The organism is Alitabrizicola rongguiensis (assembly GCF_021491355.1).
GTDB classification, from domain to species: domain Bacteria; phylum Pseudomonadota; class Alphaproteobacteria; order Rhodobacterales; family Rhodobacteraceae; genus Aliitabrizicola; species Aliitabrizicola rongguiensis.
In genome coordinates this window covers 154,850-180,273 of sequence record NZ_JAKENF010000001.1, presented here as the reverse complement: position 1 = coordinate 180,273, position 25,424 = coordinate 154,850, and the positions used below count along the sequence as shown (strand labels likewise).

General features: G+C 65.3%; 28 protein-coding genes and 1 pseudogene. 16 read left to right on the top strand and 13 right to left on the bottom strand.

The window, feature by feature from the left end; genetic code table 11:
• The first annotated feature begins 258 nt into the window (after nt 1-258).
• Entirely contained in the window at nt 259-423 is a 165-nt protein-coding gene (locus tag L0V05_RS00890) for a hypothetical protein (protein WP_234867475.1), read from the top strand.
• 4 nt (nt 424-427) lie between these two features.
• On the opposite strand, the gene L0V05_RS00885 is transcribed toward L0V05_RS00890, so the two are convergent.
• Nucleotides 428-850 carry a CBS domain-containing protein gene (locus L0V05_RS00885; RefSeq protein ID WP_234867473.1) on the bottom strand — a complete coding sequence of 141 codons (423 nt, stop codon included), beginning with the start codon at nt 848-850 and terminating at the stop codon, nt 428-430.
• A 139-nt stretch (nt 851-989) separates the two neighbouring features.
• Here L0V05_RS00885 and L0V05_RS00880 point away from each other — a divergent pair, with 139 nt between their 5' ends.
• Nucleotides 990-1,277, top strand: coding sequence for a hypothetical protein (locus L0V05_RS00880; RefSeq protein WP_234867471.1), 288 nt, complete (start codon nt 990-992; stop codon nt 1,275-1,277).
• 97 nt (nt 1,278-1,374) lie between these two features.
• On the top strand, nt 1,375-2,049 hold the full coding sequence (gene parA, locus L0V05_RS00875) for a ParA family partition ATPase (protein ID WP_234867468.1): 675 nt from the start codon (nt 1,375-1,377) through the stop codon (nt 2,047-2,049).
• A 180-nt stretch (nt 2,050-2,229) separates the two neighbouring features.
• On the opposite strand, the gene L0V05_RS00870 is transcribed toward parA, so the two are convergent.
• Complete coding sequence (locus L0V05_RS00870; RefSeq protein ID WP_234867467.1) at nt 2,230-2,508, bottom strand: hypothetical protein; 279 nt, start codon at nt 2,506-2,508, stop codon at nt 2,230-2,232.
• Between the two features lie 66 nt (nt 2,509-2,574).
• Nucleotides 2,575-3,213, bottom strand: a complete 639-nt coding sequence (locus tag L0V05_RS00865; protein ID WP_234867466.1) for a nucleoside triphosphate hydrolase — start codon at nt 3,211-3,213, stop codon at nt 2,575-2,577.
• Nucleotides 3,214-3,337: 124 nt separating this feature from the next.
• Here L0V05_RS00865 and L0V05_RS00860 point away from each other — a divergent pair, with 124 nt between their 5' ends.
• Together L0V05_RS00860 and L0V05_RS00855 are read left to right on the top strand one after the other, a co-directional pair.
• On the top strand, nt 3,338-3,592 hold the full coding sequence (locus tag L0V05_RS00860) for a GlsB/YeaQ/YmgE family stress response membrane protein (protein WP_234867465.1): 255 nt from the start codon (nt 3,338-3,340) through the stop codon (nt 3,590-3,592).
• Between the two features lie 20 nt (nt 3,593-3,612).
• On the top strand, nt 3,613-3,930 hold the full coding sequence (locus L0V05_RS00855; protein ID WP_234867464.1) for an antibiotic biosynthesis monooxygenase family protein: 318 nt from the start codon (nt 3,613-3,615) through the stop codon (nt 3,928-3,930).
• 33 nt (nt 3,931-3,963) lie between these two features.
• Here the strand turns inward: L0V05_RS00855 and L0V05_RS00850 are convergent, their stop codons facing one another.
• From L0V05_RS00850 to L0V05_RS00825, 6 genes are all read right to left on the bottom strand, one after another.
• Nucleotides 3,964-4,482, bottom strand: a complete 519-nt coding sequence (locus L0V05_RS00850) for a hypothetical protein (protein WP_234867463.1) — start codon at nt 4,480-4,482, stop codon at nt 3,964-3,966.
• A gap of 118 nt (nt 4,483-4,600) precedes the next feature.
• Complete coding sequence (locus tag L0V05_RS00845) at nt 4,601-5,545, bottom strand: ATP-grasp fold amidoligase family protein (protein ID WP_234867462.1); 945 nt, start codon at nt 5,543-5,545, stop codon at nt 4,601-4,603.
• A gap of 228 nt (nt 5,546-5,773) precedes the next feature.
• Nucleotides 5,774-6,073, bottom strand: coding sequence for a YciI family protein (locus tag L0V05_RS00840; protein WP_234867461.1), 300 nt, complete (start codon nt 6,071-6,073; stop codon nt 5,774-5,776).
• A gap of 149 nt (nt 6,074-6,222) precedes the next feature.
• On the bottom strand, nt 6,223-6,768 hold the full coding sequence (locus L0V05_RS00835) for a DUF4256 domain-containing protein (protein WP_234867460.1): 546 nt from the start codon (nt 6,766-6,768) through the stop codon (nt 6,223-6,225).
• Between the two features lie 168 nt (nt 6,769-6,936).
• A complete protein-coding gene (gene ettA / locus L0V05_RS00830) occupies nt 6,937-8,592 on the bottom strand; it encodes an energy-dependent translational throttle protein EttA (RefSeq protein ID WP_234867459.1) in 1,656 nt (551 codons plus the stop codon).
• Nucleotides 8,593-8,664: 72 nt separating this feature from the next.
• Nucleotides 8,665-9,051 carry a GNAT family N-acetyltransferase gene (locus L0V05_RS00825; protein ID WP_234867458.1) on the bottom strand — a complete coding sequence of 129 codons (387 nt, stop codon included), beginning with the start codon at nt 9,049-9,051 and terminating at the stop codon, nt 8,665-8,667.
• 186 nt (nt 9,052-9,237) lie between these two features.
• On the opposite strand from L0V05_RS00825, the gene L0V05_RS00820 reads away from it, so the two are divergent.
• Nucleotides 9,238-9,831 (top strand): nicotinate-nucleotide adenylyltransferase, encoded by a 594-nt coding sequence (locus tag L0V05_RS00820; protein WP_234867457.1) that lies wholly within the window; start codon nt 9,238-9,240, stop codon nt 9,829-9,831.
• A gap of 44 nt (nt 9,832-9,875) precedes the next feature.
• On the top strand, nt 9,876-11,393 hold the full coding sequence (gene dacB, locus L0V05_RS00815; protein ID WP_234867455.1) for a D-alanyl-D-alanine carboxypeptidase/D-alanyl-D-alanine endopeptidase: 1,518 nt from the start codon (nt 9,876-9,878) through the stop codon (nt 11,391-11,393).
• A gap of 8 nt (nt 11,394-11,401) precedes the next feature.
• On the opposite strand, the gene L0V05_RS00810 is transcribed toward dacB, so the two are convergent.
• On the bottom strand, nt 11,402-11,824 hold the full coding sequence (locus tag L0V05_RS00810) for a tellurite resistance TerB family protein (protein ID WP_234867453.1): 423 nt from the start codon (nt 11,822-11,824) through the stop codon (nt 11,402-11,404).
• A 133-nt stretch (nt 11,825-11,957) separates the two neighbouring features.
• Between L0V05_RS00810 and L0V05_RS00805 the strand changes: the two genes are divergently transcribed.
• Nucleotides 11,958-13,538, top strand: coding sequence for a lysine--tRNA ligase (locus L0V05_RS00805; RefSeq protein WP_234867451.1), 1,581 nt, complete (start codon nt 11,958-11,960; stop codon nt 13,536-13,538).
• The gene (locus tag L0V05_RS00800) at nt 13,535-13,933 is read left to right on the top strand and encodes a GFA family protein (protein ID WP_234867449.1); all 399 of its coding nucleotides are present in this window, start codon (nt 13,535-13,537) and stop codon (nt 13,931-13,933) included. Before L0V05_RS00805 ends, L0V05_RS00800 begins: the two co-directional genes overlap by 4 nt.
• Here L0V05_RS00800 and L0V05_RS00795 read toward each other — a convergent pair whose 3' ends face one another.
• Nucleotides 13,934-14,809, bottom strand: a complete 876-nt coding sequence (locus tag L0V05_RS00795) for a CHAD domain-containing protein (protein WP_234867447.1) — start codon at nt 14,807-14,809, stop codon at nt 13,934-13,936.
• 118 nt (nt 14,810-14,927) lie between these two features.
• Here L0V05_RS00795 and L0V05_RS00790 point away from each other — a divergent pair, with 118 nt between their 5' ends.
• The 4 genes from L0V05_RS00790 (at nt 14,928) to L0V05_RS00775 (ending at nt 18,696) form a co-directional block, all read left to right on the top strand.
• Entirely contained in the window at nt 14,928-15,341 is a 414-nt protein-coding gene (locus tag L0V05_RS00790; protein WP_234867445.1) for a DUF4864 domain-containing protein, read from the top strand.
• 88 nt (nt 15,342-15,429) lie between these two features.
• The gene (locus tag L0V05_RS00785) at nt 15,430-15,984 is read left to right on the top strand and encodes a hypothetical protein (protein WP_234867443.1); all 555 of its coding nucleotides are present in this window, start codon (nt 15,430-15,432) and stop codon (nt 15,982-15,984) included.
• Nucleotides 15,984-16,283, top strand: coding sequence for a hypothetical protein (locus L0V05_RS00780; protein ID WP_234867441.1), 300 nt, complete (start codon nt 15,984-15,986; stop codon nt 16,281-16,283). The genes L0V05_RS00785 and L0V05_RS00780 overlap by 1 nt, the downstream gene beginning before the upstream one ends.
• Before the next feature lie 124 nt (nt 16,284-16,407).
• The gene (locus L0V05_RS00775; protein ID WP_234867439.1) at nt 16,408-18,696 is read left to right on the top strand and encodes a glycosyl hydrolase family 28-related protein; all 2,289 of its coding nucleotides are present in this window, start codon (nt 16,408-16,410) and stop codon (nt 18,694-18,696) included.
• Between the two features lie 3 nt (nt 18,697-18,699).
• Here the strand turns inward: L0V05_RS00775 and L0V05_RS00770 are convergent, their stop codons facing one another.
• Nucleotides 18,700-19,191, bottom strand: a complete 492-nt coding sequence (locus L0V05_RS00770) for a HugZ family pyridoxamine 5'-phosphate oxidase (RefSeq protein ID WP_234867436.1) — start codon at nt 19,189-19,191, stop codon at nt 18,700-18,702.
• Nucleotides 19,192-19,201: 10 nt separating this feature from the next.
• On the bottom strand, nt 19,202-20,002 hold the full coding sequence (gene truA / locus L0V05_RS00765) for a tRNA pseudouridine(38-40) synthase TruA (RefSeq protein ID WP_234867434.1): 801 nt from the start codon (nt 20,000-20,002) through the stop codon (nt 19,202-19,204).
• 118 nt (nt 20,003-20,120) lie between these two features.
• Between truA and L0V05_RS00760 the strand changes: the two genes are divergently transcribed.
• From L0V05_RS00760 to L0V05_RS00750, 3 genes and pseudogenes are all read left to right on the top strand, one after another.
• Nucleotides 20,121-21,533 carry a YcjX family GTP-binding protein gene (locus tag L0V05_RS00760; protein ID WP_234867432.1) on the top strand — a complete coding sequence of 471 codons (1,413 nt, stop codon included), beginning with the start codon at nt 20,121-20,123 and terminating at the stop codon, nt 21,531-21,533.
• Nucleotides 21,530-22,537 (top strand): YcjF family protein, encoded by a 1,008-nt coding sequence (locus tag L0V05_RS00755; RefSeq protein ID WP_234867429.1) that lies wholly within the window; start codon nt 21,530-21,532, stop codon nt 22,535-22,537. The genes L0V05_RS00760 and L0V05_RS00755 overlap by 4 nt, the downstream gene beginning before the upstream one ends.
• 77 nt (nt 22,538-22,614) lie before the next feature.
• Nucleotides 22,615-25,380, top strand: a pseudogene (locus tag L0V05_RS00750) (DUF2339 domain-containing protein).
• The last annotated feature ends 44 nt before the right edge of the window (nt 25,381-25,424 follow it).

The following is a 25,424-nucleotide window of genomic DNA, read 5'->3' as shown; positions in this document are numbered from 1 at the left end:
GGAAGATCGTCGGGGCGCCCCTCACCCCCCTCGGGCGGGCGCGTTCGCGCCCACCCGGCGGTCCGGCGCGACCTGAGCCTAGCCACGGGACAAGCGGAGAACCCCACCCGGCCCGATCCTTGCGGATCGGGCGCTCGGCGCTGAAAACGGTCCACTGGACCGTTTTCACCCCGGCAAGGGCCGGGGTCGCGCCTCACCCTTCACACCCCTGTCGCACAACCCTGCCACGCTTCCCGGAACCTTGTGAGGGAGGCGCCCATGTCCGCCACGAGACTCCCCATCCTTCTCCGCCGCTCGCGCCGCCGGATCGGCCTGCGCCTGGCCCGCGCCTCGCGGCAGGTGCGCCGGATCGGCGCGCCGAGGGTGCATGACATCACGCCCGAGGTGCGGGCGCTGATCCAGGGCTATCGCGGGGTCTTCTGAACGGTCAGTCGGCGCCGGAGCGGAAAGCCTCAAACTGCTCCAGCATGGCGCGGTATTCGGTCGGGATGTCGCGGATCGAGATCAGGCCGACGACCCGGTCGCCCTCGACCACCGGTACATGGCGAAAGCCGCCGTCGCGCATGATGTGGAACGCCTCGGCCAACCCGTCGTCGATGCCAACGCAATGCGGGCCGGCGGTCATCACCCTGTCGACCGGCGTCGTCTCGGGCGACAGCCCCTGCGCCACGCATTTGCGGATGATGTCGCGCTCGCTCAGGATGCCCGACAGGCGCCCGCCCGACAGCACCACCACCGTGCCCACATTCAGCCGGTCCAGCACGCGCGCCGCCTCGCCGACGCTCTGGCCGGTCTCGACCTGGGCCAGTTCGCGCCCTGCCAGAACCTCGCGGATCGATTTCGGTTTCATCTCGCCTCCCCGGATGAGACCCGGATGCTAGCAGAGATCGCGAGGCCACGGCGAGGGGCAGGGGGCCTGCCGCGCCGATTAACCGCAGGTTAACCAGTTCACCGCCACCCTTGGCCGGTCTCGGGGGAGGGGCATCGCCATGCGGTATCTGGTCCTGCTTCTGTGTCTGGCAGCCTGCGACAGCCCCTCGCCGCGGATGATCGGGGCCGACCGGGCCGAGATGCGCGTCGCCGGCAAGACCTATGCCGTCTATCGGAAGGGGCCGGCCTTCGAGGCGATCCGCCTGGACCGGGTCGCCCATGGCGGCCACGACGCCGCGCGGGCGGCGATGCTGTCAGCCGTGGCGCAGGCCACGGGTTGCGAGCCCGTCGCCGCCTCGGTCACCGGCGATTCCGGGGTGATGCGCGGACGGCTCGACTGCCCCTGATCGCAGGCCCTCAACAAATCCGGCCAGATCGTCGCATCCCGGGTGCATTCCGGCGCGCCGTAGTCTATGCTGCAATGCGGCATAGGAGGTCAGACGCATGGCGGGCAAGGTCATCACCATCGCGCAGCAGAAGGGCGGATCGGGCAAGACGACGCTCGCCGTGAACCTCGCCGTGGCCTTCACCCGGCGGGGGATGACGGTTGCGCTTCTCGACACCGACCCCCAGGGCAGCCTCGGGCGCTGGTTCCTGACCCGCCGCGAAAGGCTGGGCGAGCCGGGGATGGACCTCTCCACTGCCTCGGCCTGGGGTGTGTCCTACGAATGCGAAAAGCTGCGCAAGACCAATGACGTGGTGATCGTGGACACCCCGCCCAAGGTCGATGCCGATCTGCGCCCCGCCCTGCGCGAGGCCGATCTTGTACTCATCCCTGTGGCGGCAAGCCATGTCGACCTCTGGGCGACCGACGGTGTACTCGATCTGGCAGCACGTGAACGCAAGCGGGCGACGATCGTTCTGAACCGGACTAAATCCGGGACACGCCTGGGCGAGGAAGTTGCGGCTGCGGCGGCGAATCTCGAGGCCGAAGTGGCCGAGTCGCGCTTTGGCCAGCGCGTCGTTTTCGCCGAAACGCTCGGGCAGGGCCTTGGCGCACAGGAATTCGGCAAGTCGCCGGCCTCGGTCGAGGTCGAGGTGCTGGCCGACGAGATCCTCGCGCTGCTCTATCCGGCGGGCGTCGACGGCCCCCGGATGACCAGCACCCAGAGGGCATAGGCCCCGGCCGCGCCGAACATCACCGCCCAGCCGGGGCTGCCCGTCGCCAGCTCCATCGCTCCCCAGCCGAGAGGGACGAGCGCCGTCGCCCATCGGCGCCAGGCAGGACGGAAGAACGGGTGGTCCGCGTCAAGAAAGCGCGACGGCGGTCTGGCGGGGGGCGGTGTATCGGACATCGTGCTACTCGGCGAAAGGGGAGGACAGCTCGGCAGCGTGGCTTGCCTTGTCGTAGATGCAGATCATGCGGTCCGTACCGGCCCCGTCGTCAACCGTAACGATGGCGACGCCGTAGTGTTCGGACCCGAATGGATTGACCTCGACCGTCACGCCCGGCGTGTCGGGGACAAGGGCTCGGCAAGCCGTCCTGACATTGTCGCGGAATTCATCCCAGGCGTCACCCGTGGAGGCCCCGGCGAGCGTGGCTGGCAGAAGAAGCAAGGGGACGATCAGCAGTCGCATTGGGGTGTTTCCAAGTTGATGACGCGGCCTGCGAAAGCTAGGGCATAGGGCCGCTGACGCAAGCGCTCACTCCGACAGGATGCGGTAATCTGCCAGGGCGCTCTCCGCTTGGATCAATCGCCCGTTCGGCAGGTCATTGCCATCAAGCTTCCAGGCGATCTCGGCCTCTGACAGGCCGTAGCCCTGCCAGCGCGCCGTCAGCCGTTTGCGCAGGATCTCCTCCGGCACATCGACCATCACCGTGACGTCGAAGAGCGGGCGCAGGTCTGACCAGGGACTGCGGTCGAGCAGGAGGTAATTGCCCTCGGCCACAATGATGGGCACCTCGGCCGGGATCAGCCGCGCTCCGGACCTTGCGATTTCGATGGACCGGTCAAAAACAGGCACGGCGACAAAGGCCTCGTCCCGGGACCGCAGCCGCTTCAGCACATGGGCGAACCCGCCAACGTCAAAGGTCTCGGGCGCGCCCTTTCGCGGGCGCAGGCCCGCAGGCACGAGGTAGAGGTCGTCATAGTGAAACCCGTCCATCGGCAGCACAGCCGCGCAATCGGGCTGACCCGCGTTCAAGGTCTCTACCAGGGCTTCTGCCAAAGTCGACTTGCCTGACCCCGGCGCGCCGGCGATGGCGGCGATCACCCGCCCCGACCTTGCCCGCTTGGCCAGCAGGTCAGCCAGACGGTTGGTATCGATCTCTTCGCTTGGCATGACAGGCTCCTCCCGGTCCGCAAGAGACTGGCCAACTGGCGTCAGGGATGCAAGGACGTCGCGGAAATGACTTCTGGTGTCAGAGGTTCCACCGTAAGTTCAAAGCAAACAGAGGGGAATCAAGATGGGTGTCGAAAGCGTCTTCGCCATGCTGATCGTCGGGGCGATCGCCGGCTGGCTGGCTGGCAAGATCGTCGCGGGCTATGGGTTTGGGGTGATCGGCAACATTGTCGTCGGCATCGTCGGCGCGCTGGTTGCCGGGTTCGTCCTGCCCCGTCTTGGCTTCGGCGGCCCGGGGGGCGTATTCAGTTCGATCATCCATTCGACCATTGGCGCCGTGATTTTCCTTGCTCTGGTACGACTTGTGAAGAAGGTCTGATCGACCCGAAGGAGGAGGGAATGCCGGAGATCTCGACATCATTCGATGGCCAGACCGTCATCACGACCTTCGAGATGACGCCAGGCACGGCAGCAGATCTGATGGAGGCGCTGCAATCGGCCTATTCGGAGTTCATCCGCCATCAGCCCGGGTTTCTCGGCGCCGGGTTGCACATGAACGATGCGCAGACCCGCATCGCCAATTACTCGAAATGGCGGCGGCGCGAGGATTTCATGGCGATGCTCCGCACACCTGAAATGCGTGAACGCAACCGAAAGATCTCGGCGCTCTGTTCCCGCTTCGAGCCAGTCATGTACGACGTGATGAGTGTGTTCTGACCTGACGGCAATCTGCGATGGGCACGCGCGAGGTTACTTGTCGTCGTTGCCGTGCCATTTCGACAACTCGCCCATGACATAGACAAGGACAGACCCTGTCCATCCGAAGGTGAACAGCCCGGATATCGCGATCAATGGCCCGAGCAGACTCCACCCCGGAGGGAGCGTTACGGTTCCGGCACCTAGTGTTGTGTATTGTTCGAGCGTAAAGCTGTAGGCGTGACGGAAGGTGTCCGTCAGACCAAGATACCAGATCGGGACGACCCAGATGAAGGTCTCGATCAGATGGGCGCTGGCGAGGGCTGCGACCGTCAACCCCATGAGCAGATTCACACGCCAATGGGGGGTATGGCTGTCTACCTTCTTGAAGGACTGAGCAAAGCGGCGCGAGATGCGCCCCAGGAACCAGCCGTGCAAGCCGATCACCAGAACCACGCCGGGAACAGCAAGGCTTATCTCGGTCAGCGGCGAAGGATTTGCCAGATCGTTTGAAACCGCGACCCCGACCGTTTCGACAAGGGGTTCAACGGTGGCGCTAAGGGTATCGGACATCGGTCACTCTTTGGCGTCGGTCTGCCCTTGCCTAGACCCACTCCCCGGGCCTAGGCAAGGGCACCCGAACAGCACCTGAGCAGAAGCGCCGGTCCTTGCGAACTGGAGTAGAGCGCAATCAACTCGTCACTTGATCGCGACCGACGGCAAAACCCTTGGCCTGCGCGCCAAGGTGGGGAGGCCGAAGTGCAGGGACCCGCGTCTTCCTGACCGGCCCGCCTTCGAGCCCCTTCCAGAAGGATCCGAGCCAGGTATTTGCCTGAGATGTGTAGTTGCGATGGCTGAAGGGCTCGAATTCTCCGAAGACCGGCCCACGGGTTGTCGCAAAAAGGTCAATGCGCATGAACACCCCGATCTCGGCACCGATCGCCGAGGCCATCGCAACCATTTCGTCCGCGAAAGGCGGAACAGGCGCGGGGCCGCAATCGGACCGGCCTGAGCGGTGCAGGTGGAAGGGAAGCGGCCGCCAGTCTGGACCCAGGCTCCAGGATCGCTTCATCTCACCTACTTCGGCGCCGTTGCGGTCAATCACCTGGATCGCGACGACTTTCGCCCCGAAGCAGAAAAACTTGTAATCATAAGGAATTCCTGGATTTCCGTCGAAGTTAGTGAGCAACTCCTCGACAAGATAGGCACCATCCGTTGCCTCTGACGCCCGCGCGATGAGCGCCTCGACATCCAGCCGTTCCCCGCCGAACTGGTTGACGCCATCACGCATGATGAACACGCCCCGGCTGGAATGGCCGCGCTCAGGCTTCAAGACGTAATTCGCCGGCAGTTCGACATCCCGAAGCTTCTCGGCACGGGGCAGCCAATGCAGGGTTTCCGGTATGCTGAACCCCAGGTTCCGGACCAGTTCGGCACCCTCGACCTTGCTGGTGAATAACCGTGCAAGTGGGCGGTACTTGCCCCGCCGCCAGCGGGTCTGCCGGGCGCGAACCATGGCGCTGAACGAAAGCGGTGTGCCAACTCCGCTCAAGACCAAAAGGTCATGGGCAACGCGCTCGCGGAGGTCGGACAGGGTATCGCGGAACTTGGAAAGGATTCGCACTTTGGGGCTCATGACACAATTTGGTCACAAATTAGTTACGCAAATTTCACAATCCCGGAAGCCGAAGATTCGTGAACAATCCGTTTTTGATGCCGTCGGCGCCCGTTCGGTTCAGCGTGCCGGGCTCGTCGCCGGCGATCGGATCGCGGTGGCGTGTCACGGCGGCCTGCGGGCGGCCACAATGGGTCGTCCGAACTGCGTGAGGTCACTGCCTAGAGCGCGGCCGATTCGTCGGAGCTATCAGACTTCGGCGCGGTTCAGGATGGCCGGGTTCCAATAGCGGATGGTGACCCGGCCGCGCAGCCCGGCCTTCGTGGCGGGATCTGCCGAGATGAGCGCCATCGCCTCTTTACGGCTGGATGCATCGACGATCAGCAGGCTGCCGGTCTTTGTCTCGCCGTCGTCCGAGCGAAGACTGCCGGCGGCGAGAATCCGGTCTTGTATCGAAAGCTCATAGGCCCAGTGGGCCGCCATCAGTTCGGCGTCGGCGCGAAGGCGGGGGCCATCGGGGCCGTCTTCTGACAGGATGAGCCACGCCATTGCGAACACCCGCTTTCTTGATCTGCCAGACCCTTGGCGCCAATGGTCAAACCCTATGGCATCTCTGTTCAATCGGAAAGGAGGGGAAGTTCTGACCGTCAGAATGTCGCCCCCGCCCTTCGCCGCGCTCGAAACAAATCTTGCGCAGGTCAGACGAGAAGCCGCCCGCGGAACCCACGCGCCGCATAGTAGGAATCCGCGCCGTTATGATAGGTGAAGACCGTATCGTAGCGCTGGTCGCAGAACAGCGCGCCACCGAGCTTGCGGATGCGGTCCGGCGTCTGGACCCAGCTTGAGGTCTTGCGGTCGAAGGCGCCGAGGCTCTGCAGGGCGCGGTACTGGTCTTCATCGAGCAGCGTGATGCCGATCTCGGCCGCGCGCTCGGTCGCGCAGCCGGTGGGCTTGTTCTCCCTGCGGGCGTCGAGGGCGGCGCGGTCGAAGCAGAGGCTGCGCCGGCCGGCCGGACTTTCGGGGGAACAGTCGCAGAAGATCACCTGCCCGGTGGCCGCGTCGAGGCCGATCACATCGGGCTCGCCGCCGGTCTGTTCCATCAGTGAAAGCGTGGCGAGCTTCTCCGGATGGGCGTGGAGCCGCGCCTCGACCGCCGCCCAGTCGATGCCGGGGTGGCGGGCCCGGTTGGCGGTGAAGCGGTCCGCTAGGATTTGCAGCAACTGGGTGCGTTCAGGCGCTTCCATTTGTTCATCTCCTGAATTCGCGAGCCATCGAACGAACAACCGCATCCGCCCAAGCGATAGCTTGGGACGCTAGCAGGTCCTTATCAAGGGGAGGGCCCCCGGCCAGGCGCGCCTCCGCGCGCACCCAGCCGGTTTAAGAGGGAATGCCGCCGCAGTTGCCTGCGGCACTTACCGCGAGAACCGCTTGTACTTCACCCGCTTCGGCTCGATCGAGTCCGGTCCCAGACGGCGGACCTTGTCTTCCTCGTAGGCCTCGAAGTTCCCCTCGAACCATTCCACATGCGCGTCGCCCTCGAAAGCCAGGATATGCGTGCAGAGGCGGTCGAGGAAGAAGCGGTCGTGGCTGATGACCAGCACGCAGCCGGCGAAGTCCTCGATGGCGGCTTCCAGCGCCTGCAGGGTTTCGACGTCGAGGTCGTTGGTCGGTTCGTCGAGGAGCAGGACGTTGCCGCCCGAGCGCAGGAGCTTGGCCATGTGGACGCGGTTGCGCTCGCCGCCTGACAGGAGGCCGACCTTTTTCTGCTGGTCGGTGCCCTTGAAGTTGAAGGCCCCCGCGTAAACCCGGCTGTTCATGTCGAAATCGCCAAGGTGGATGACCTCGGCCCCGCCCGAGATTTCCTCCCAGGCGGTCTTGTTGGGGTCGAGCGCGTCGCGCGACTGGTCGACATAGGCGAGCTTCACGGTGTCGCCGAGGGTGATGGTGCCTTCGTCCGGCGGCTCCTGCCCGGTGATCATGCGGAACAGCGTCGACTTGCCGGCGCCGTTCGGGCCGATGATGCCGACGATGGCCCCCGGCGGCACGGTGAAGGACAGATCCTCGATCAGGAGCTTGTCGCCCATGTGCTTCTTCAGGCCCTGGACCTCGATCACCTTGTTGCCGAGGCGTTCGCCGTTCGGGATGATGATCTGCGCGGTCGTGGCGCGTTCGCGCACGGTCTGGCCGGCCATCTCGTTGTATTTCTGGATCCGTGCCTTGGACTTGGCCTGCCGCGCCTTGGCGCCGGCGCGGATCCATTCGAGTTCCTTCTCGAGCGCCTTCTGCTTGGCCTTGTCCTCGCGCGCTTCCTGCTGCATCCGCTTGGCCTTCTGGTCGAGCCAGGCCGAGTAGTTGCCCTCGTAGGGGATGCCGCGGCCGCGGTCGAGTTCGAGGATCCAGCCGGTGATGTCGTCGAGGAAGTAGCGGTCATGGGTCACGATCAGGATCGTGCCCTTGTAGTCGATCAGGTGCTTCTGCAGCCAGGCGATGGACTCGGCGTCGAGGTGGTTGGTCGGTTCGTCGAGGAGCAGCATGTCGGGGGCTTCAAGCAGCAGCTTGCAGAGCGCGACGCGGCGGCGCTCGCCACCCGAAAGGGTCGTCACATCGGCATCGTCGGGCGGGCAGCGGAGCGCGTCCATCGCCACGCCCACGGTCGCCTCGAGTTCCCACAGGTTCTGGGCGTCGATCTGGTCCTGCAGCTGGGCCATCTCCTCGGCGGTCTCGTCCGAGTAGTTCATGGCGAGTTCGTTGTAGCGCTCCAGGATCGCGGTCTTGTCGGCGACGCCGAGCATGACGTTGCCCTTCACGTCGAGGTTCGGGTCAAGCCACGGCTCCTGCGGCAGGTAGCCGACCTTGGCGCCCTTGGCGGCCCAGGCCTCGCCTTTGAAATCCTTGTCCTGGCCGGACATGATGCGCAGGAGCGTGGATTTCCCTGCGCCGTTCACGCCCACGACGCCGATCTTCACGCCGGGCAGGAAGTTCAGGCTGATGTCCTCGAAGCACTTCTTGCCGCCCGGATAGGTCTTGGAGACGTGATCCATGTGGTAGACATACTGATAGCTGGCCATCGCGTCCGCTCCGTGAATTCAGGGGTTGGAGGGGCTTCTACCGGCGCGGGGCGCGATCTGCAACGGGCCGCATCAGATGTCCTTGGCAAACCAGTGGGTCGCGGGGAAGTCGGTGAAGGGCGCGACCTCGGTCCAGCCGGTCTTGCGGTAGAGCGCGATCGCCTCGGGCAGGTTCTCGTTCGTGTCGAGACGAAGACGCGCGAGGTCCAGAGCGCGGGCCTCGGCCTCTATCGCCTCCATCATCCGCCGGGCAAGGCCCATTCCCCGCGCGCCTGGTGCAACCCAAAGGCGCTTGACCTCGCCGGTCTCGGTGTTGACCGTCTTTACCGAGACGCAGGCGAGGACCTCCCTGTCGCGCAGGGCCAGAAGGAATGCACCCTTTGGCGGCCGGAATGACGAGGCTTCGGGGTCTGGATTTGGCACATGGCCGACCGAAATGCCCGGGATCCGCTCGGTCAACAGTCGGAAATATGCCGCCAGACAATCCCGGGCCCGTGGGTCTTCCGGGTCCACCATGGCTATGGTGACGGAATGGTCCATTCACTGAGCCTAGCCGATCTCTTGCTTCCGGCAAGCAGGAATGCTGCGCAAGTCCTTGACGCGGCGACGCTTGTCGGCAGTCTGTCCCGATGCAAAGGGGGCGTGGTGCGTCAAGGATTCCCGATAGCGCCGTCAGGCATGGTGATCGGCCTTCTGGGCGGGTCGTTCGATCCTGCGCATGAGGGGCATGTGCATATCACCCGCGAGGCTCTCAAGCGCTTCGGCCTTGATCGCGTCTGGTGGCTGGTGTCGCCGGGAAACCCTCTGAAGACCGAGGGGCCGGCGCCGCTTGCGGCCCGGATCGCGCGGGCGCGAACGGTGATGCGGGACCCCCGCGTGGTCATCACGGGGATCGAGGAGAAGATTGGCACGCGCTACACGGCCGAAACGCTGGAGCGGTTGACAGCGCTTTATCCCGGCGTGCGCTTTGTGTGGCTCATGGGGGCGGACAACCTGGCGCAATTCCACCGATGGGATCGGTGGCAGCGGATCCTTGCACTGGCGCCTGTCGGAGTGCTGGCGCGGCCGGGCAGCAACATCCGGGCGCAGCTTTCGGTGGCGGCGAGGGTTTTTCCGGCAGCGCGGGTCGAGGCCGGGCAACTCGCGCGGTCGGCGCCTCCGGCCTGGGCCTTTGCCCTGATGCCGCAGAGCGACTTGTCGTCTTCACAAATCCGTGCCCGGGGCGAGTGGCGGCGCTAGGCGCGGCTTGATGCCGGGGTGGGCGGTGGACTAGGGTCCGCGCCATGACAAAGACCGACTCTGACGTTTCCCGGCGCTGGCTTCTCGGCGCGCTGATGGCGGGTGTGGCCGTACCCGCGCTGGCTGAGGCCCCCACGACCTCTGTCCGTCCGGTTCCCCGACCAGTGCCCGGCGGAACGGTGGGTGCCCCGGCTGTTCTGACCAAGCCGGTCGCGGCAGCGGCAGACGACATCATCCAGGCGGCGCGGCTGGGCGGCCAGGTCGCATATCTGTGCGTCGATCCGACGACCGGCGAGACGATCGATGCCCGCAATCCGGACCTTGTCTTGCCGCCGGCCTCGACAGCCAAGGCAATCACGACGCTCTATGCGCTCGACCGCCTTGGAGGCGCTCACCAGTTCGAGACGCGGGTGTTGGCAACCGGTCCAGTGGCGGGCGGTATCGTGCAGGGTGATCTGGTCCTTTCGGGGACAGGCGATCCCACCTTGTCCACCGACATGCTGGCTGCGATGGCTGCAACGCTGAGTTCCAAGGGCGTCCGCGGTGTGACGGGGCGCTTCCTGGTCGATGACGGCGCGCTGCCGAACCTGCCGCTGATCGACCCGGAACAGCCCGATTATGTAGGGTACAACCCTGCGATCTCGGGCCTGAACCTGAACTACAACCGCGTCCATTTCGAATGGAAGCGAAAGGGCAATGGCTGGTCGTTGGCGATGGATGCGCGGTCGGACCGGTTCGTACCGCCGGTGCAGATGGCGCAGATGAAGGTGGTGAACCGCGACAAGCCACTCTTTACCTTCGATCAGAAGGGCGGGATCGACAGCTGGACGGTGGCAGCGACGGCGCTGGGCAATTCCGGCTCGCGCTGGCTTCCGGTGCGCCAGCCGGGCGCCTATGCCGGTGACGTGTTCCGGGCGCTCTGCAAATCGCAGGGTTTGACGCTGCCCGAACCGCGCGAGGTGCGCGGTGCCCCGTCCGGGACCATCCTTGTGCGGCAATCGAGCGAGCAGCTTACAAGTGTCATCCGGTCAATGCTGAAGTATTCGACCAATCTGACGGCCGAGGTTCTTGGCCTGTCCTCTTCCGGGCCGGAAGCGGGCACCTTGCGGGAGTCGGGGCGGCGGATGAGCGGCTGGGCCAATGCGAAGTTTGGCCGATCGGGATCCTTCGTGGACCATTCCGGACTTGGCCCGGACAGCCGCGTCGCGCCCGCAGACATGGTCGCGGCGCTGGCCGCGCCGTCGGGCGGGCAACTGGTCGGGCTGATGAAGCCGTTCAAGTTGCGCGGGCTCGAGGGCCAGCCGGCGAAGGGGACGAAAGACCCGGCACTGACCGTGCAGGCCAAGACCGGCACGCTGAACTTTGCCTCGGGGCTGGTCGGGTTCGTGCAGACACCCGCCGGGCGGCGGCTGGCCTTTGCCGTCTACTCGGCGGATGTCGCCCGGCGCGACGCGCTGCCTTTGGCACTCCGCGAGGACCCACCCGGCGGATCGGCCTGGGCGTCGCGGTCGCGGGTGATGGAATCGCAGCTGATCGAGCGCTGGTCCGTCTTGAGCGCCTGAGCGCCCGTTCAGACCATCATGTGACGCGCCCGAGCGCCACGCTCGATGGCGGCTGCGTGGAGGCGGTCGATGTTCAGTTCTTCCCGGACCTCTTCGAGCATCCGCAACTCCACGTCGCGCGCGCGGCCATCGGCGGCCACGACATCGCAGGACAGCGCATAGGCGGTCTCATAGAGTCGCTCGGGCAAGGCATCGCGGATCAGCCCGAAAAGGGCGTCGAGGCCGTCTTCCTCTTCCATCAGGTCGAAGACCGTCTGGGCGACGGTGCGGATGCGATCCGAGTCATAGCCGCCGAAGATCGGCATGTGGTTCACGATGCGGGTGATCGCGACCAGTTCCGAGGTACGGATCGTCTCGTCCGAGAAGGAAACCGCGATCATCAGCGCGACGAGCGCATCCTGCGGGGTCAGGGACGGGGGGGTATCGGGCACGGGGACGATCCTTTGCGGTGAAATGGTTCGGTCTATCTGGGGACAGAGAATATTGACGCGCCAGAGGTGCGGCAATAGGACACCGCCATCCGCAGCGGGCATGGGGTCTGGCTTGCGGAATGAGGATCTGCCGATGTCTGCCCTGCGTGACGCCGCGATGAAATCGAAAGCCTGGCCGTTCGAAGAGGCCCGCGCGATCCTCAAACGCTATGAGAAGAAGGACCCGGAAAAGGGCTATGTCCTGTTCGAGACCGGCTATGGCCCGTCTGGCCTGCCGCATATCGGCACCTTCGGCGAAGTGGCGCGGACGACGATGATCCGCCGGGCGTTCGAGATCATCTCGGACATCCCGACGCGGCTGTTCTGTTTCTCGGACGATCTGGACGGGATGCGGAAGGTGCCGGACAACGTGCCCCATCCCGAGATGCTGCGCGAGAACCTGCAGCGGCCGCTGACGAGCGTCCCCGATCCCTTCGGGCAGTACAAGAGCTTCGGCGACCACAACAACGCCATGCTGCGGCGGTTCCTCGACACGTTCGGCTTCGAATACGAGTTCTTCTCGGCGACCGAGTTCTACAAGTCGGGCCAGTTCGACGACACGCTGCGGCTGGCGGCGGAACGCTATGACGCGATCATGGAGATCATGCTGGCCTCGCTTCGGGAAGAGCGTCAGCAGACCTATTCCTGCTTCCTGCCGATCCATCCCGAGACGGGCCGTGTCCTTTATGTCCCGATCAAGCATGTGGATGCGAAGAACGGCACCGTGACCTTCGACGACGAGGACGGGCGGGAATGGACGCTGCCGGTCACCGGCGGGCATGTAAAGCTGCAGTGGAAGCCGGATTTCGGTGCGCGGTGGGCCGCGCTTGGCGTCGATTTCGAGATGTACGGCAAGGACCATTCCACCAACACGCCGATCTATGACGGCATCTGCGAAGTGCTGGGGGGCCGCAAACCCAACCACTTCACCTACGAGCTGTTCCTCGACGAGCAGGGCCAGAAGATCTCGAAATCGAAAGGCAACGGGCTGACGATCGACGAATGGCTGACCTATGCCGCGACCGAGAGCCTGTCCTACTTCATGTACCAGAAGCCGAAGACAGCGAAGCGGCTGTGGTGGGACGTCATCCCGAAAGCGGTGGACGAGTATCACCAGCAACTGCGCGCTTATCCGACGCAGGACGTGGACGGACAGGTCAACAACCCGGTCTGGCACATCCACAATGGCGAACCGCCGGCCTCGGACATGGTTGTGCCATTTGCGATGCTTTTGAACCTCGCCAGCGTGGCCGGGGCGAAGGATGCCAAGGGGCTTTGGGGCTTCATCAAGCGCTATGCACCCGAGGCGAGTCCGGAGACGAACCCGCAGCTCGATCAAGCGGCGGGCTTTGCCGTGCGCTACTTCGCTGACTTCGTGGCACCGACGCGCACCTTCCGCCAGCCTTCCGACAAGGAGCGGGCGGCGATGGAGGATCTACGGGCGCGGCTGGTTGCCTGGGACGGCGGGCTTGATGCCGAGGCGCTGCAGTCGATGGTCTTTGCCGTTGGCAAGGAGCATGGATTCGAGCCGCTGCGCGACTGGTTCAAGGCGCTCTACGAAGTGCTGCTGGGCGCATCCGAGGGCCCGCGGTTCGGCGGGTTCGTCGCGCTTTACGGAGTGGACGAGACCGTGGCGCTGATTGACCGTGGACTTGCCGGCGACCTCGCGGCATGAGCAGCGACACCACCGGCAGGTGCCTCTGCGGGGCAGTGAGTTATGTGGCGAAAGGGCCCGTGGTGAATTCACGGGTCTGCCATTGCCATCTGTGCCAGCGGGCGATAGGTGCCGCCTTCAATGCGCGGCTCCTGTTCCGGCGCGGCGATGTCGAGATCACCGGCCCGGTCGCTGAACATCCGTCTTCTGACGCGATCCTGCGGGGCTTTTGCCCCCGCTGCGGCACAACGATCTACTCGTACCGCGCTGCGGCCAACGTTATCGGACTGACATCGGGATCGCTGGACGACCCGTCGCTGTTCGTGCCCGAGGCGCATATCTTCGTGGAAAGCCGCCAGCCCTGGGTTGTGCTCGATCCGTCCGTACCGGCTTATCCTGGTGCGGCACCTGCCTGATCAGCCGCGCCAGGCCTTCCACCAGTCGATCCACTGATCGGCGACTGCAGAAGGTTTGCCGGCGTATATGCGCCGGCCCGCCGCAAAAGCGCGCGTTTCAATCTCGGCCTGTGTCTCGGTTCCGCGTGTATGCAGATCAACCATGGCCACAGGGCTTAGCGTGCCGGGCGGGACCGAGTGCAGCATCTCGCGCAGAACGGCAATGTCGTGGTGATCGCCCAAATCCTCGGTAAGGTCTGAGAGAGCGGCCGCAAGCGGATCGAGCATCTGCGGCCAGAGTGGGGCGAGAAGTCGGGACTGATACCACAGGTCCTTGGCCCGCTTGCGCCAGTCGTGGATCTCTTCGACGCCGAGATGGCGTGCCGCGGCCTTCATCCTTGCGATACCGGCCCGGCGGGTCGCGGTCAGACCCTGGTGCAACACCTCACGGTCATTGCCCTCGATCCGCCAGTCGGCGGCACGCCGGATCAACGCAGTGAGCTCTGCGCGAGGGGGAGAGATGTCGGTATGGATGTGATGGGCTGCCTCGCGCTCGGCCAAAAGGTGATCGTGCAGTTTCGACAGGTTCCGGGGACGGGGTTTTCCTGCGAGGCGGTCGAATGTCGCGAGCCTGACCTCGGCATCCCTGAGGCCAGACAGGGCCTGTGCCGTGTCCCGCAGGGCAGCGTTCTCGGCATCGAACTCGGCAAAGCCCGGTCGCAGGAGGCGCAGGAGGCCACGCACCTTCTTGATGCGCTTGCGCAGGTCATGCACCCCGGACGCGGGCGGAGGTTTGTCATCGCGGAGATGTGCAACCGCCGCGCCGAGTTCGGACTGCGCAATCCGGCGCAAGGCGACGGTCAGATCGGTGTCGGTGTTGAGGAAGCGGTATGCCATGAACATCCCAGAAGAACCTTGCCATAGTGGGGCCGGAGCACATGTCGCACAAGCATCTTGCCCGCTAATCCTCTCCTCCTAGTTTTTTTCGGGTGAAAGAAACCTGGCGAGGTGGGACATGCGCGGACTCACGGCGATGTTGATGGTGACGATGATGGTTCCGGCTGCGCTTCATGCGCAGGATGCCGATCAGTCATCCGCGATTCAGCAAACGATCGAGTCACAGATGGATGCGTTCCGGCGCGGCGATGTCTCGGGGGCATTCAAGTATGCCTCGCCAGGGATCGAGCAGATGTTCGGAACACCGGAAAACTTCGGGCAGATGGTACAGCGCGGCTATCCAATGGTGTGGTCACCGGGAGATGTCCGTTTCCTGGAGCTACGCGATGTGGCTGGCGCACTATGGCAGAGGGTGATGGTCACCGATCCCGACGGTCGCAGCCATCTGCTGGACTATCAGATGATCCCGGGAGCCGACGGCTGGCGTATCAACGCCGTCCAACTGCTGAAGAACGAGGGGCTCGGCGCCTAGAGGCAAAGCCAATCTGCCGCATTGCGTGATCGTTGTTCCGGAAAGCCTTCGGGCGTAGAGTCAGCACAGGTCTGAGGGAGGAGTCGTGATGCGGATACTGCGCGTGGCACTTATTGGGCTGGCGGTGGTCGTGGCCAGTACCAGCCTTTCGCTTGCCGAAGTGGTCTATTCGAAGGGTGGAGAAGCCGTCTATCAGTTCGATCCGCCGAAAGGCTGGAAGTTGAGGAAGGGCACCTACCGGCTTGACCCTGCCCCCGCCGGGATGAGCGAGACGCCCCCTATCTATTCGCTCCGTCCCAAGCATACCGGGGATTCGATGTGGGTAGGCACCTGGTCGCCCGACCATGCGTCGACGATCAAGGAATTCGGCGCCAAGCTGAAGGGCCTGCGCGGACGACTAATGTCAAAGTCGCACGTGACCTATACCGACAAGCGCGTGATCAACGGCCTGCCGGTAGGCATCTGGGCCGCGACCGGCATGCGAGAAGGCAAGTGGTACGATTTGGCTTTTGCTGCAGTTCAGATCCAGCCGGATGAGCTTGCGGTTGTCGCGTTCATCGGGGAGCGCGCAGATTTTGATCGCTACGAGAAGGAACTGTCTGACATGCTTGCGACAGTTCGGCCTGCAGGGGAGGCGAAGTAATGCGTAAACTTTTGATTTCCCTTGCAGTTGTCACGAGTATTGCAGGCTGCGTGAACTCGACGCCTCCGCAGGGCGACCCGCAGGATGACAATTACCGCAGGGCCATCGCGTCCGACGCCTATGGTATCGGAAACGGCTGCGCCTCGTGTACGACATCGCAGCAGAACAACCTCGACTTCGCGAGATCGAACGTCAATCCCGGTCGCGCCAACTACGGCGGTGCCATCGGTGCCGGTGGTGGCCTGCGTGGCGGCGGCGGCGGTTTGGGCGGCGGTGGCGGCGGCGGGCGCGGTCGATAGAGCGTTGCACCAAGGACAGGCCCGGCGACCGCCGCGATAATGCGGTGTTAGCCGGCCAATACTAGCACTCCCCTCAGGTGGGCCGTCCGGCGTGGATGGCCCGGCGCATGCGGGGAGTTTGCTTATGAACGTTGCCATTACCGATGGTCTGGTCCTTATGCCGCCGGCGTTCTCCGCCGGTCTTGGCTTGTGGTCGCGCGAAAATGGCACGCCGGGTTCGGGCAGCTATGCTGGCCAGTCCAATGCGGCCTATGTGCCGGCGGATCAGGATTTCGGCGGCTGTCTTGAGTTGCAGAAGACCCAGAGCGTTCAGAAACTGCGTTGCTTCCAGCAAATCCCGTTTCTGCCGGGAATTTATCTGCGAGTGACGGCCCGGGTGAAGGCGATCTCGGGCAGTCTGCCCTCCGTCCGGATCGCGGCCTACGCGGCGAACAGTTCGGGTGGGAACGTGGCAAGCGTCCAGCAGGCCGGGACCGAGGTTGCCCTGACCAGCTACGGGGCGGTCGTGACGATTTCGGCGATCATCGGGTCTGGCAATCGTCAGGGTTGCAACATGGTCTGGGGGACAGCGCCCGCCTATGGCCATTTCGGCATCGACCTGACGGGGGCGAATGGCGGGGTGGTTCGGATCGACGATATCGTGATCGAGGATGTCACCTCGGTCTTCCACCGCAAGCTGATCGACTGGGTGGATGTGCGCGACTATGGCGCTATCGGGGACGGTGTGACCGATGACAGCGCCGCCTTCGAGGCCGCCGATGCGGCGGCGGCGGGACGTGGGGTGCTGGTATCGGCCGGGACTTACTACCTTGGCGGAAACGTGACATTCGAGAACCGGGTCCGATTTGAAGGGACCGTCGCCATGCCTGCCAACATCCGGCTGGCCTGCACCCGCAACTTCGACCTCGACACCTATGCCTCGGCCTTTGGTGGCGAACTCGCAGGGTTCAAGAAGGCGCTTCAGGCGCTGTTCTTCTTTACCGATCACGTGACTTTCGACATGTCGGGTCGGCGGGTCGATCTGTCCGAGCCCCTGGATGTCGCCTCGGTGGCAGCGCTGACGACCTATTCGCAACGTCGGGTGCTGACCAACGGGCAGCTCAACGCGATCAGCGGCAGTGGCTGGACGACCGATACTGTCAGCGCGGTCGCGACCTATTCGATCAGCACGCCAACGAAACTGACCGCCGTTGCGAATATCGCGGGCATTCCCGTTGGCGCGCGGGTCTCGGGGACGGGCGTGGGACGGGAAATCTACGTGCGGTCGAAGAACGTCGCGGCGGGGACCCTGGAACTCAGCGCGCCTCTGTGGGCTGCGGCCGGGACGCGGACCTTCACGTTCGAACGCTACAAGTACATGCTGGATTTCAGCACATTCGCGTCGCTTTCGAAGTTCGAAATCCTCAATGTTGAGTTCCAGTGCAACGGTCTGGCGAGCGCGATCATGCTGCCACCGGACGGGCTGACCTTCCGCCTCGCGGGGTCGGTCATCAACCGGCCGAAGGACCGGGCGCTGACCTCAATCGGCGAGGGCTGCCAGGGGTTGTTCGTCGAGCAGTGCCAACTTCTGTCGAACGAGCAGTCGGTGAAGGCGCAGGATCGCACGACGATCGCGCTGAACGTGAACGCCAACGACGCCAAGCTGCGCGACAACCGGGTGGTCCGCTTCGCCCATTTCGCGGTGCTGGACGGGTCGGGCCACCTCATCCTTGGCAACCACTTCTTCCAGGGCGACGACGAGGTGCTGGGTGTGCGGCGCGCGGGGATCGTGCTGACCCAGCCGAACAGCAAGACGACGATCACCGGCAACTATGTCGACAACTGTTTCATCGAACTGACGAACGAGCATGATCCCGAGCCGCCCTTTTCGAACGAGTTTTCCTTTGGCGGGCTGACGGTCACGGCGAACATCTTCATGGCAAGCAACGTCGCAAGCTGGTTCCGCTGGATCGTCGTCACCCCGCGCGGGGCAGGGCATTACATCCAAGGGCTTAGTGTGACCGGCAACGTGTTCCGAACGGTCAACGCCACAATCGACCGGGTCGAGGCGATCGACACGACCTGGGCCTCGCTCGACAAGACGCGCCTGCGCAACCTGGTCTTCGAGAACAACACCTTCAACGGCGTGACGCAGATGACGATGAGCCCGGTGACGGTGAAGCATGTGCAGTCGAGTGCGGCGGATACCTGGATCATCGACGCCTCAGCCTATTTGCCTTTCGGCGGGCGGGCGCGGACGGTGCCTGCGGTGGTGATGGAGACGCCGCCCACAACCGCCGCGGGCGCGCCGCGCGCCGATGCGCCTTATGTGCAGGTCGAGCAGGGCAGCGCCGGGGCGCAGGCCAACCTCCGCTGGCTGACAGCGGTGAAGGGTACGGCGCAGGTGACGGTGCGCTGCGACAACCCGATCTGAGGATCACGGACGCAGATCGGCCGGGGCGAGTTTCATCGCCCGGCCGAAGCCGCCGTTCAGCAATGCCGCGATGGGCGTGAGGCGGAAGAAGCCGAAATCGGCAAAGTCGATGTAGAGCCTCGACTTCGGATGATCGGCGAGCCAGCGTTCGCGGATCGCGGAAAGGTCGGGCGCGGCACGGTCAAGTGGTTCGGCCCGCACCTGCACCATCAGGCGCGGATGGGTGAGGGGGTCGCCCTTTGCGCCGGGTTCGCCGACCATGACCGAGGCGAGCGGTTGCGCCCTGAGTCCCGCGTCATGAGCCGACAAGGTTGAGATGAGGGTAACCGGTGTCCCATCGCAGCCTAGGCCAAAGGCGATGCGGCTGATCATCGGGGTTCCGGCAGCCGGGTCCGCATAGGCAAGCGCCGCATGCCGCGCCTCGGCCAGCAGGCGGCGGGCGAGGGCGCGGCCCTCGTCATCCGGTGGTAGGAACGGATCGTTGCGGTCGGGCATCGGGCCTTCCTCAGGGCAGATCGTTGGCTACGGGTTCGCCCGTGCTGGCGAAGGGGTCGATTAGGTAGGAAACGCCGACAAGGTAGAGCCCCTGCGGCGGGCAGACAGGGCCGCAGGCGGCGCGATCGTGGGCGTCGAGCGCTGTCTTCACATCGATTGGCGACCAGGAGCCTGCGCCAACCCGCTCCAGCGTGCCGACGATCGAACGGACCTGGTTGTGCAGGAAGCTGCGGGCGCGGAGCGCGAAGCGATATTCGGCGCCACCCGGATAGGCGTGTTCGGTCACCGTGATATCGTCCAGCGTCTTCACCGGCGAGTTCGACTGGCACATCACCGAGCGGAAGGTGGTGAAGTCGTGCCGCCCTACGAGGTACTCTGCTCCTGCGCGCATCGCCGCAACGTCGAGCCGGTTCAGCACCTGCCAGACACGTCCCCTGTCATGGGTAACCGGAGCACGGCGGGCGACGAGGCGGAACAGGTAGCGCCGTTCGACCGCCGAAAAGCGGGCGTGAAACTCGTGGGATACGCGGGCGCAGGCAGTGATGGCGACCGGCGCGGGCTTTAGGTGCCAGTTCAGGGCTTCGGACAGGCGGAAGGGATCCCAGTCCTTGGCAAGGTCACAATGGGCGACCTGGGCCATCGCATGGACGCCTGCATCGGTGCGACCGGCTGCGGCGATGGATGGCACGTCCGGCTCGAGCTTGGACAGGGCCGTCTCGACCGCTTCCTGCACGGAGGGCTGGCCCGCCTGCCGCTGCCATCCCGCGAAGGGGACGCCGTCATATTCGATCCTGAGCGCGTATCTGGGCATGGCCCCGGGGGTAGCGCGGAACGGGGCAGAGGGCAACGGCGAGCCGCGCTGAGGGGCGCCCCCTATCCATCCTTGCACTGCGTGCATATCTTGAGCCTGAACGAACAAGGGACAGGCTGTGCTGGGCTCGATTGCTGATGGGTTGACGCGAAGCGTCGAGGGCGCCTTCGCCTCGGTGTCGAATACCTTTTTCGAGCCGGTGATCCGGCTGGGGGTCACGGGCCTGTCGCGCTCGGGCAAGACTGTATTCATCACCGGGCTGGTCGCCAACCTGATGAACCGGGGGCGCATGCCGCAATTGTCCGCTGCCGCCGAGGGGCGGATCTCGGCGGCATGGTTGCAGCCGCAGCCGCATGACACGGTGGCGCGTTTCGATTTCGAGACCCATATGGCGGCGCTGACCGGCGATGACCCGCGCTGGCCGGCCTCGACCCGCACGGTTTCCGAGTTGCGCCTGTCGTTCCGGGTGCAGCCGGTGGGGCTCTTCGCCTCACTCGGTGGGCCACGGACCGTGCATCTGGACATCGTGGACTATCCCGGTGAGTGGCTGATGGACCTCGCGCTGATGGACAAGTCTTATGCCGAATGGTCCGAGGCGACGCTTGAGCGGATCGGCAAGCGGCCGATGGCGGCGGACTTTCTGGCCACGGCGCGCGCCGAGGATGGCAGCCTTCGTCTGGAAGAACCCAAGGCGCAGGCGCTGGCGGCGGCCTTCACCACTTACCTGACAGCTGCGCGCGAGGCGGGTTATTCCGACTGCACGCCGGGGCGGTTCCTGATGCCGGGCGATCTGGCCGGATCGCCGGCACTGACCTTCGCGCCCCTGCCGATGCCGGCCAGCACTCCGCGTGGCAGCCTCTGGCGCGAGATGGAACGGCGTTACGACGCCTACAAACGCGAGGTGGTGCGGCCCTTTTTCCGCGATCATTTCAGCCGCATCGATCGGCAGGTGGTGCTGATCGATGCCCTTGGCGCGATCCATGCCGGACCGCAGGCGGTCGAGGACCTGCGCCGGACGATGGCCGAGATCCTGACGGCGTTCCGGCCGGGCAAGAACGATTTCCTGTCCTCGATCCTGCTCGGTCGGCGGGTGGAGAAGGTGCTCTTCGCCGCCACCAAGGCCGATCATCTGCACCATGTCCAGCATCCCCGCCTCACCGCGATCATGGAGGCGATGCTGCGCGACGCGAAGGATCGCGCGGCCTTTGCCGGGGCCCAGATCGCGGCAATGTCGCTGGCCTCGGTTCGGGCGACGGTGGAAGAAGAGTTGCAGCATGACGGTCATGTGGTTCCGGCCGTGCGAGGGCGGCTGATTTCGACCGGCAAGATGGCGACGATGTATGCAGGCGAACTGCCCGCCGATCCGGCCCGATTGATGGCTCCGGCGCGGGAAGGAGCCGAGAAGTGGCTGGACGTCGATTACCAGGTCATGGCCTTCGCCCCGGCCCGCATGAACCTTGGTCCGAACGAGGGACCGCCCCATATTCGCCTTGACCGTGCGGCGGAGTTTCTGATCGGAGACCGGCTGTGACTGAACCGCGACCGATGAAACCGGTGCTGATCGAGCGCGAGGAGCGTGAGGACGACCCAACGCCCGCCAGTGTGCCGCCGGTCCCCGATCTGGGGATGGACATGCCGGCAGTTCGGCTGGTGCGGGCCAAGTCCTCGCCGCTGAACCGCTTTGCGCTCTGGGCTTTCGGCACACTTTTCACCTTCGTCTTGTCGGTGGCGGCCTGGACATTCGTCACCGATCTTCTGGCGTCCAACACAATCCTCGGCTGGATCGCCCTCGTCTTGGTCGGACTCGCGGTCTTGGCGGCCTTGCTTCTGGCGCTGCGCGAGCTTCTGGTCTTCGCGCGGATGGCCCGGATCGACCATCTGCGGACAAGGGCCGAGGCGGCGCATGAGGCGCTGGATATCAAGGCGGCTCGCGGCGTGGTCGAAGGGCTGGAGGCGATCTATGCCGGCCGCCCCGAACTTGCCGACGCCCGCGCACGGCTCGCCAAACGCGCGCCCGAGGTGTTCGATGCCGACGGGCTTCTGGCGCTGGCCGAGCAAGAACTGCTCTCCGGCCCAGATCAGGCCGCCCGGCGCGAGATCGAGGCGGCGGCGCGGCAGGTGGCGACGGTGACGGCGCTGGTGCCGCTCGCGCTGGCCGATGTGGCGACGGCGCTTTACGCCAACGTGCGGATGATCGGTCGGATCGCCTCGATCTATGGCGGTCGGTCGGGGACGCTAGGCAGCCTGCGCCTTCTGCGGGGGGTGATGACCCATCTCGCGGCGACCGGCGCGCTGGCCGTGGGCGATGATCTGATCCACTCGGTCGCGGGCGGCGGTGTGCTGTCGCGCATCTCCAAGCGCTTTGGCGAGGGTGTGATCAACGGCTCGCTCACCGCCAGGGTCGGCGTTGCCGCGATGGAGGTCTGTCGACCGCTGCCGTTTAGGGCGCTGGCGAAGCCCAAGGTTACCAACCTTATCTCGCGCGGGTTGGCGGGGCTGTTCGGCACGGGTGATGACGCGACGGGACCGCGCTGAGAACGGCAAAGAGGGACCTATCCAGACTGGCTGACCGGCTCTAACATCCCGTCAGCATCTTGCCGGAAGGGGCGTATATGGAAGTGCTCCTGGGATTGCTCGCCTTCGCTTATGTGTTGGGCCTGCCGATCGGCCTGATTGCGGCACTGGTCGGGCTGTCCAGGCTCAAGCGCCGAGTGGCGCTGCTTGAGTCCGCACCCCATCCGGTAGTGGTTTCACAAAGTCCAGTCTCGCCTGCGGAACCCGTGCCGGACATCGCCTGGCCCGAGCCGCAGGGTGAGGTCAAGCCTGCTCCTGACGCCCCGCAAGCGACCGAGAGCGCCGAGACCGGTTCCGTCGTCGCACGCGAAGTTGCGCCAGACCGGCCCCCTCCCGTAGTGGAGCGCGCACGCGGGCCGTCCACTGCTGTCTCCGACCAGGACCGGCCGATCGTTCTCAGGCGCGACCGCATGCCCGAGCTTGCCGCCTGGGTGAAGGGAAACTGGGTCTACCTTGTTTCGGCGGCATCGCTGGCGGCAGCGGGCGTGTTTTTCGTGCAGTACGGGATCGAGAAGGGGCTGCTGCCGCCGCCGGTCCGGGTCGCGCTCGCGATCCTGTTCGGGCTGGCGCTGATCGGCGCCGGCGAGTGGCTGCGCCGCCGCGTCGATGACCCGAAACAGGCGACGCTGCACCTGCCCGCGGTCTTTTCCGGGGCGGGTCTCGTGTCGATCTTTGCCGGGATCATCGCCGGGCGGCTCCTCTATGGGCTTTACGGCCCGGAAGTGACCTTCGCGAGGCTGGTTGCGACCGCCGCTCTGGCGATCGGCCTTGGCTGGCGGAACTAGCCATTCCTTGTCGCGGTGGGCCTGATCGGTGCCAGCGCCGCTCCCTTTCTGGTCGGAAGCGATACCGAGACGCCACCTTGGCTTTACGGCTACTACGCGCTGATCGCGGCCACCGGCCTTGCCGTCGATGCCGTTCGCCGTTGGGGTTGGATCTCGGTCCTGGCGCTGATCCTTGGCTATGGGTTCGGCTACCTGATGATGCTGGCCGGTGCGGGGGCGCCGGGCTGGGTTTCAATGCTGGCGGTGCTGGCCCTTGCCACGACCATCCTGCCGACCTTCGACATCGTTCCCCAGCATGAGGGACCGGCCGTGCTGCCCTGGATGATTGGCAGGGCAAAGCATCCCTGGCCGGGTTTTCCGGTGCGGCTGGCTGCCGGGGCGGTTCTTGCCAGCGCATTCTTCATCACCACCAGCGATGCACAAACCACGGCGGAGGCCTGGATCGCGCTCGGGGTGCTGGCCGGACTGGCGATCGCCTACCTCGTCTGGGCCGATCGCGCGCCGGGGCTGGACGATCTGGCGCTGCTGCCCGCCATCGGTTTCGGCCTGCGGATCATGACCGAGGGCATGACAGGGCCGCTTGGGCAGGCGTTCCACCAACAGGCTCTTGCCCTGCGTCCGCCGGAAACCTCTGCCCCGTGGACGGTGACCATCCTCGTGGCACTGACCGCGCTCATCAGTCTTGCGGCGTTCCAGAAGGCGGTCACGGCGGGGCGCCTCGGAATCGCCTTCGGCTTGGGCGCGATCCTGCCCCTGCCTCTGGTCCTGTTCGGGCTCGATCAGGTCTGGAGGCCATCGCTTGTGCTGGGCGACTATGTATGGGCGCTGCATGTCATGGCGGGGGCGGCGCTGATGGTGGCCTTCGCGCTGCGCTTCGCCGCGCGGGATGGTGCCGACCACCGGCGGCCAGCCTATGCGACAATCGCGGCTCTGGTCCTGATCGCGCTGGCGCTGTTCCTGGTGACGTCGGGCGAGGCGTTGACGCTGGCGCTGGCGGTGCTCGTGCTGGCCACGGCGGGGCTCGACCGGCGTTTCGACCTGCGCGAGCTGTCGGTCCTCGTGCAGGTCGGGGTCGCGGTCCTGGGCTGGCGGATCACCATCGATCCGGGCGCCGACTGGGCCCTGACGGCGGCACTCCTGCCGGTTCTGGCGGTCTATGGCGGGGTGATCCTTGCTCTTGCGGGGGCGCTGGTCCTGCTGCTGCCTTTGGACAGGGTGACAGCGAGAGGCGTGCTTGAATCCGGTGTGGCGGGCTTCACGGCTCTATTCGCTAACGTGCTGATTGCCCGGGCGCTCGGCTATTCGTCGCTGGCCGACTGGTCGGGCGAGGCGCTCGAGCTGACGCTGAACGCGATGCCCTGGCTGATCCTGATGGTGGTTCAGCTCTATCGTATGCCGCTCGGCGGCCCGCTCCGCCCGCTGAGGGGCGGGCTTGCGGCACTTGGCGGGGTGATCGCGGCGGCCGGACTTCTGGGCGCTGCTGTTCCGGCCAACCCGCTTCTGGCTGATGGCTGGCTGTTCAAGGTGCAGCCGGTCCGCGGGCCGCTGGTCTTCGACACGCTGATGGTGACATACTTGATGCCGGCGCTGGTGTTGCTGGCGGCGCCGCGGCTTGTCCTGAACCTGCCCCGCCTGCTGCGGCTGGGGTTCCTCGGGGCGGGATGCGTCCTGGCGGCGCTTTACGTTGGGCTGGAAATCCGCCGCTTCTGGCGCGGCGACATCCTGTCGGTCGAGGGTGTGACCCAGCCCGAGCTTTACAGCTACACGATCGCGTTGATGGTGACCGGTGCGCTGCTGCTTTACCAGGCGATCGCGCGGCGATCCTCGGTGCTCCGGCGCATTGCCATGGCGATTATCGCGCTGACCATCGCCAAGGTCTTCCTGATCGACGCCTCGGGGCTGACCGGGCTGAGCCGGGTGTTCTCGTTCCTCGGGCTCGGCCTGTTGCTGGCAGGCCTGGCTTGGCTGAACCGGTGGGCGGGGGCGCAGTCGGGCGAAAGCGGGCAAAAGGCCGGATAGGTCGCAGTTTTCCGACCGTTCGCAGGCTGGACCGCCCCCACGAC

Excerpts from the sequence above, each read along its gene's own strand:
- L0V05_RS00890 (WP_234867475.1), top strand. The coding sequence starts at position 259 with ATGTCCGCCACGAGACTCCCCATCCTTCTCCGCCGCTCGCGCCGCCGG.
- L0V05_RS00885 (WP_234867473.1), bottom strand. The coding sequence starts at position 850 with ATGAAACCGAAATCGATCCGCGAGGTTCTGGCAGGGCGCGAACTGGCC.
- L0V05_RS00880 (WP_234867471.1), top strand. The coding sequence starts at position 990 with ATGCGGTATCTGGTCCTGCTTCTGTGTCTGGCAGCCTGCGACAGCCCC.
- parA (WP_234867468.1), top strand. The coding sequence starts at position 1,375 with ATGGCGGGCAAGGTCATCACCATCGCGCAGCAGAAGGGCGGATCGGGC.
- L0V05_RS00870 (WP_234867467.1), bottom strand. The coding sequence starts at position 2,508 with ATGCGACTGCTGATCGTCCCCTTGCTTCTTCTGCCAGCCACGCTCGCC.
- L0V05_RS00865 (WP_234867466.1), bottom strand. The coding sequence starts at position 3,213 with ATGCCAAGCGAAGAGATCGATACCAACCGTCTGGCTGACCTGCTGGCC.
- L0V05_RS00860 (WP_234867465.1), top strand. The coding sequence starts at position 3,338 with ATGGGTGTCGAAAGCGTCTTCGCCATGCTGATCGTCGGGGCGATCGCC.
- L0V05_RS00855 (WP_234867464.1), top strand. The coding sequence starts at position 3,613 with ATGCCGGAGATCTCGACATCATTCGATGGCCAGACCGTCATCACGACC.
- L0V05_RS00850 (WP_234867463.1), bottom strand. The coding sequence starts at position 4,482 with ATGTCCGATACCCTTAGCGCCACCGTTGAACCCCTTGTCGAAACGGTC.
- L0V05_RS00845 (WP_234867462.1), bottom strand. The coding sequence starts at position 5,545 with ATGAGCCCCAAAGTGCGAATCCTTTCCAAGTTCCGCGATACCCTGTCC.
- L0V05_RS00840 (WP_234867461.1), bottom strand. The coding sequence starts at position 6,073 with ATGGCGTGGCTCATCCTGTCAGAAGACGGCCCCGATGGCCCCCGCCTT.
- L0V05_RS00835 (WP_234867460.1), bottom strand. The coding sequence starts at position 6,768 with ATGGAAGCGCCTGAACGCACCCAGTTGCTGCAAATCCTAGCGGACCGC.
- ettA (WP_234867459.1), bottom strand. The coding sequence starts at position 8,592 with ATGGCCAGCTATCAGTATGTCTACCACATGGATCACGTCTCCAAGACC.
- dacB (WP_234867455.1), top strand. The coding sequence starts at position 9,876 with ATGACAAAGACCGACTCTGACGTTTCCCGGCGCTGGCTTCTCGGCGCG.
- L0V05_RS00805 (WP_234867451.1), top strand. The coding sequence starts at position 11,958 with ATGTCTGCCCTGCGTGACGCCGCGATGAAATCGAAAGCCTGGCCGTTC.
- L0V05_RS00800 (WP_234867449.1), top strand. The coding sequence starts at position 13,535 with ATGAGCAGCGACACCACCGGCAGGTGCCTCTGCGGGGCAGTGAGTTAT.
- L0V05_RS00795 (WP_234867447.1), bottom strand. The coding sequence starts at position 14,809 with ATGGCATACCGCTTCCTCAACACCGACACCGATCTGACCGTCGCCTTG.
- L0V05_RS00790 (WP_234867445.1), top strand. The coding sequence starts at position 14,928 with ATGCGCGGACTCACGGCGATGTTGATGGTGACGATGATGGTTCCGGCT.
- L0V05_RS00785 (WP_234867443.1), top strand. The coding sequence starts at position 15,430 with ATGCGGATACTGCGCGTGGCACTTATTGGGCTGGCGGTGGTCGTGGCC.
- L0V05_RS00780 (WP_234867441.1), top strand. The coding sequence starts at position 15,984 with ATGCGTAAACTTTTGATTTCCCTTGCAGTTGTCACGAGTATTGCAGGC.
- L0V05_RS00775 (WP_234867439.1), top strand. The coding sequence starts at position 16,408 with ATGAACGTTGCCATTACCGATGGTCTGGTCCTTATGCCGCCGGCGTTC.
- L0V05_RS00770 (WP_234867436.1), bottom strand. The coding sequence starts at position 19,191 with ATGCCCGACCGCAACGATCCGTTCCTACCACCGGATGACGAGGGCCGC.
- truA (WP_234867434.1), bottom strand. The coding sequence starts at position 20,002 with ATGCCCAGATACGCGCTCAGGATCGAATATGACGGCGTCCCCTTCGCG.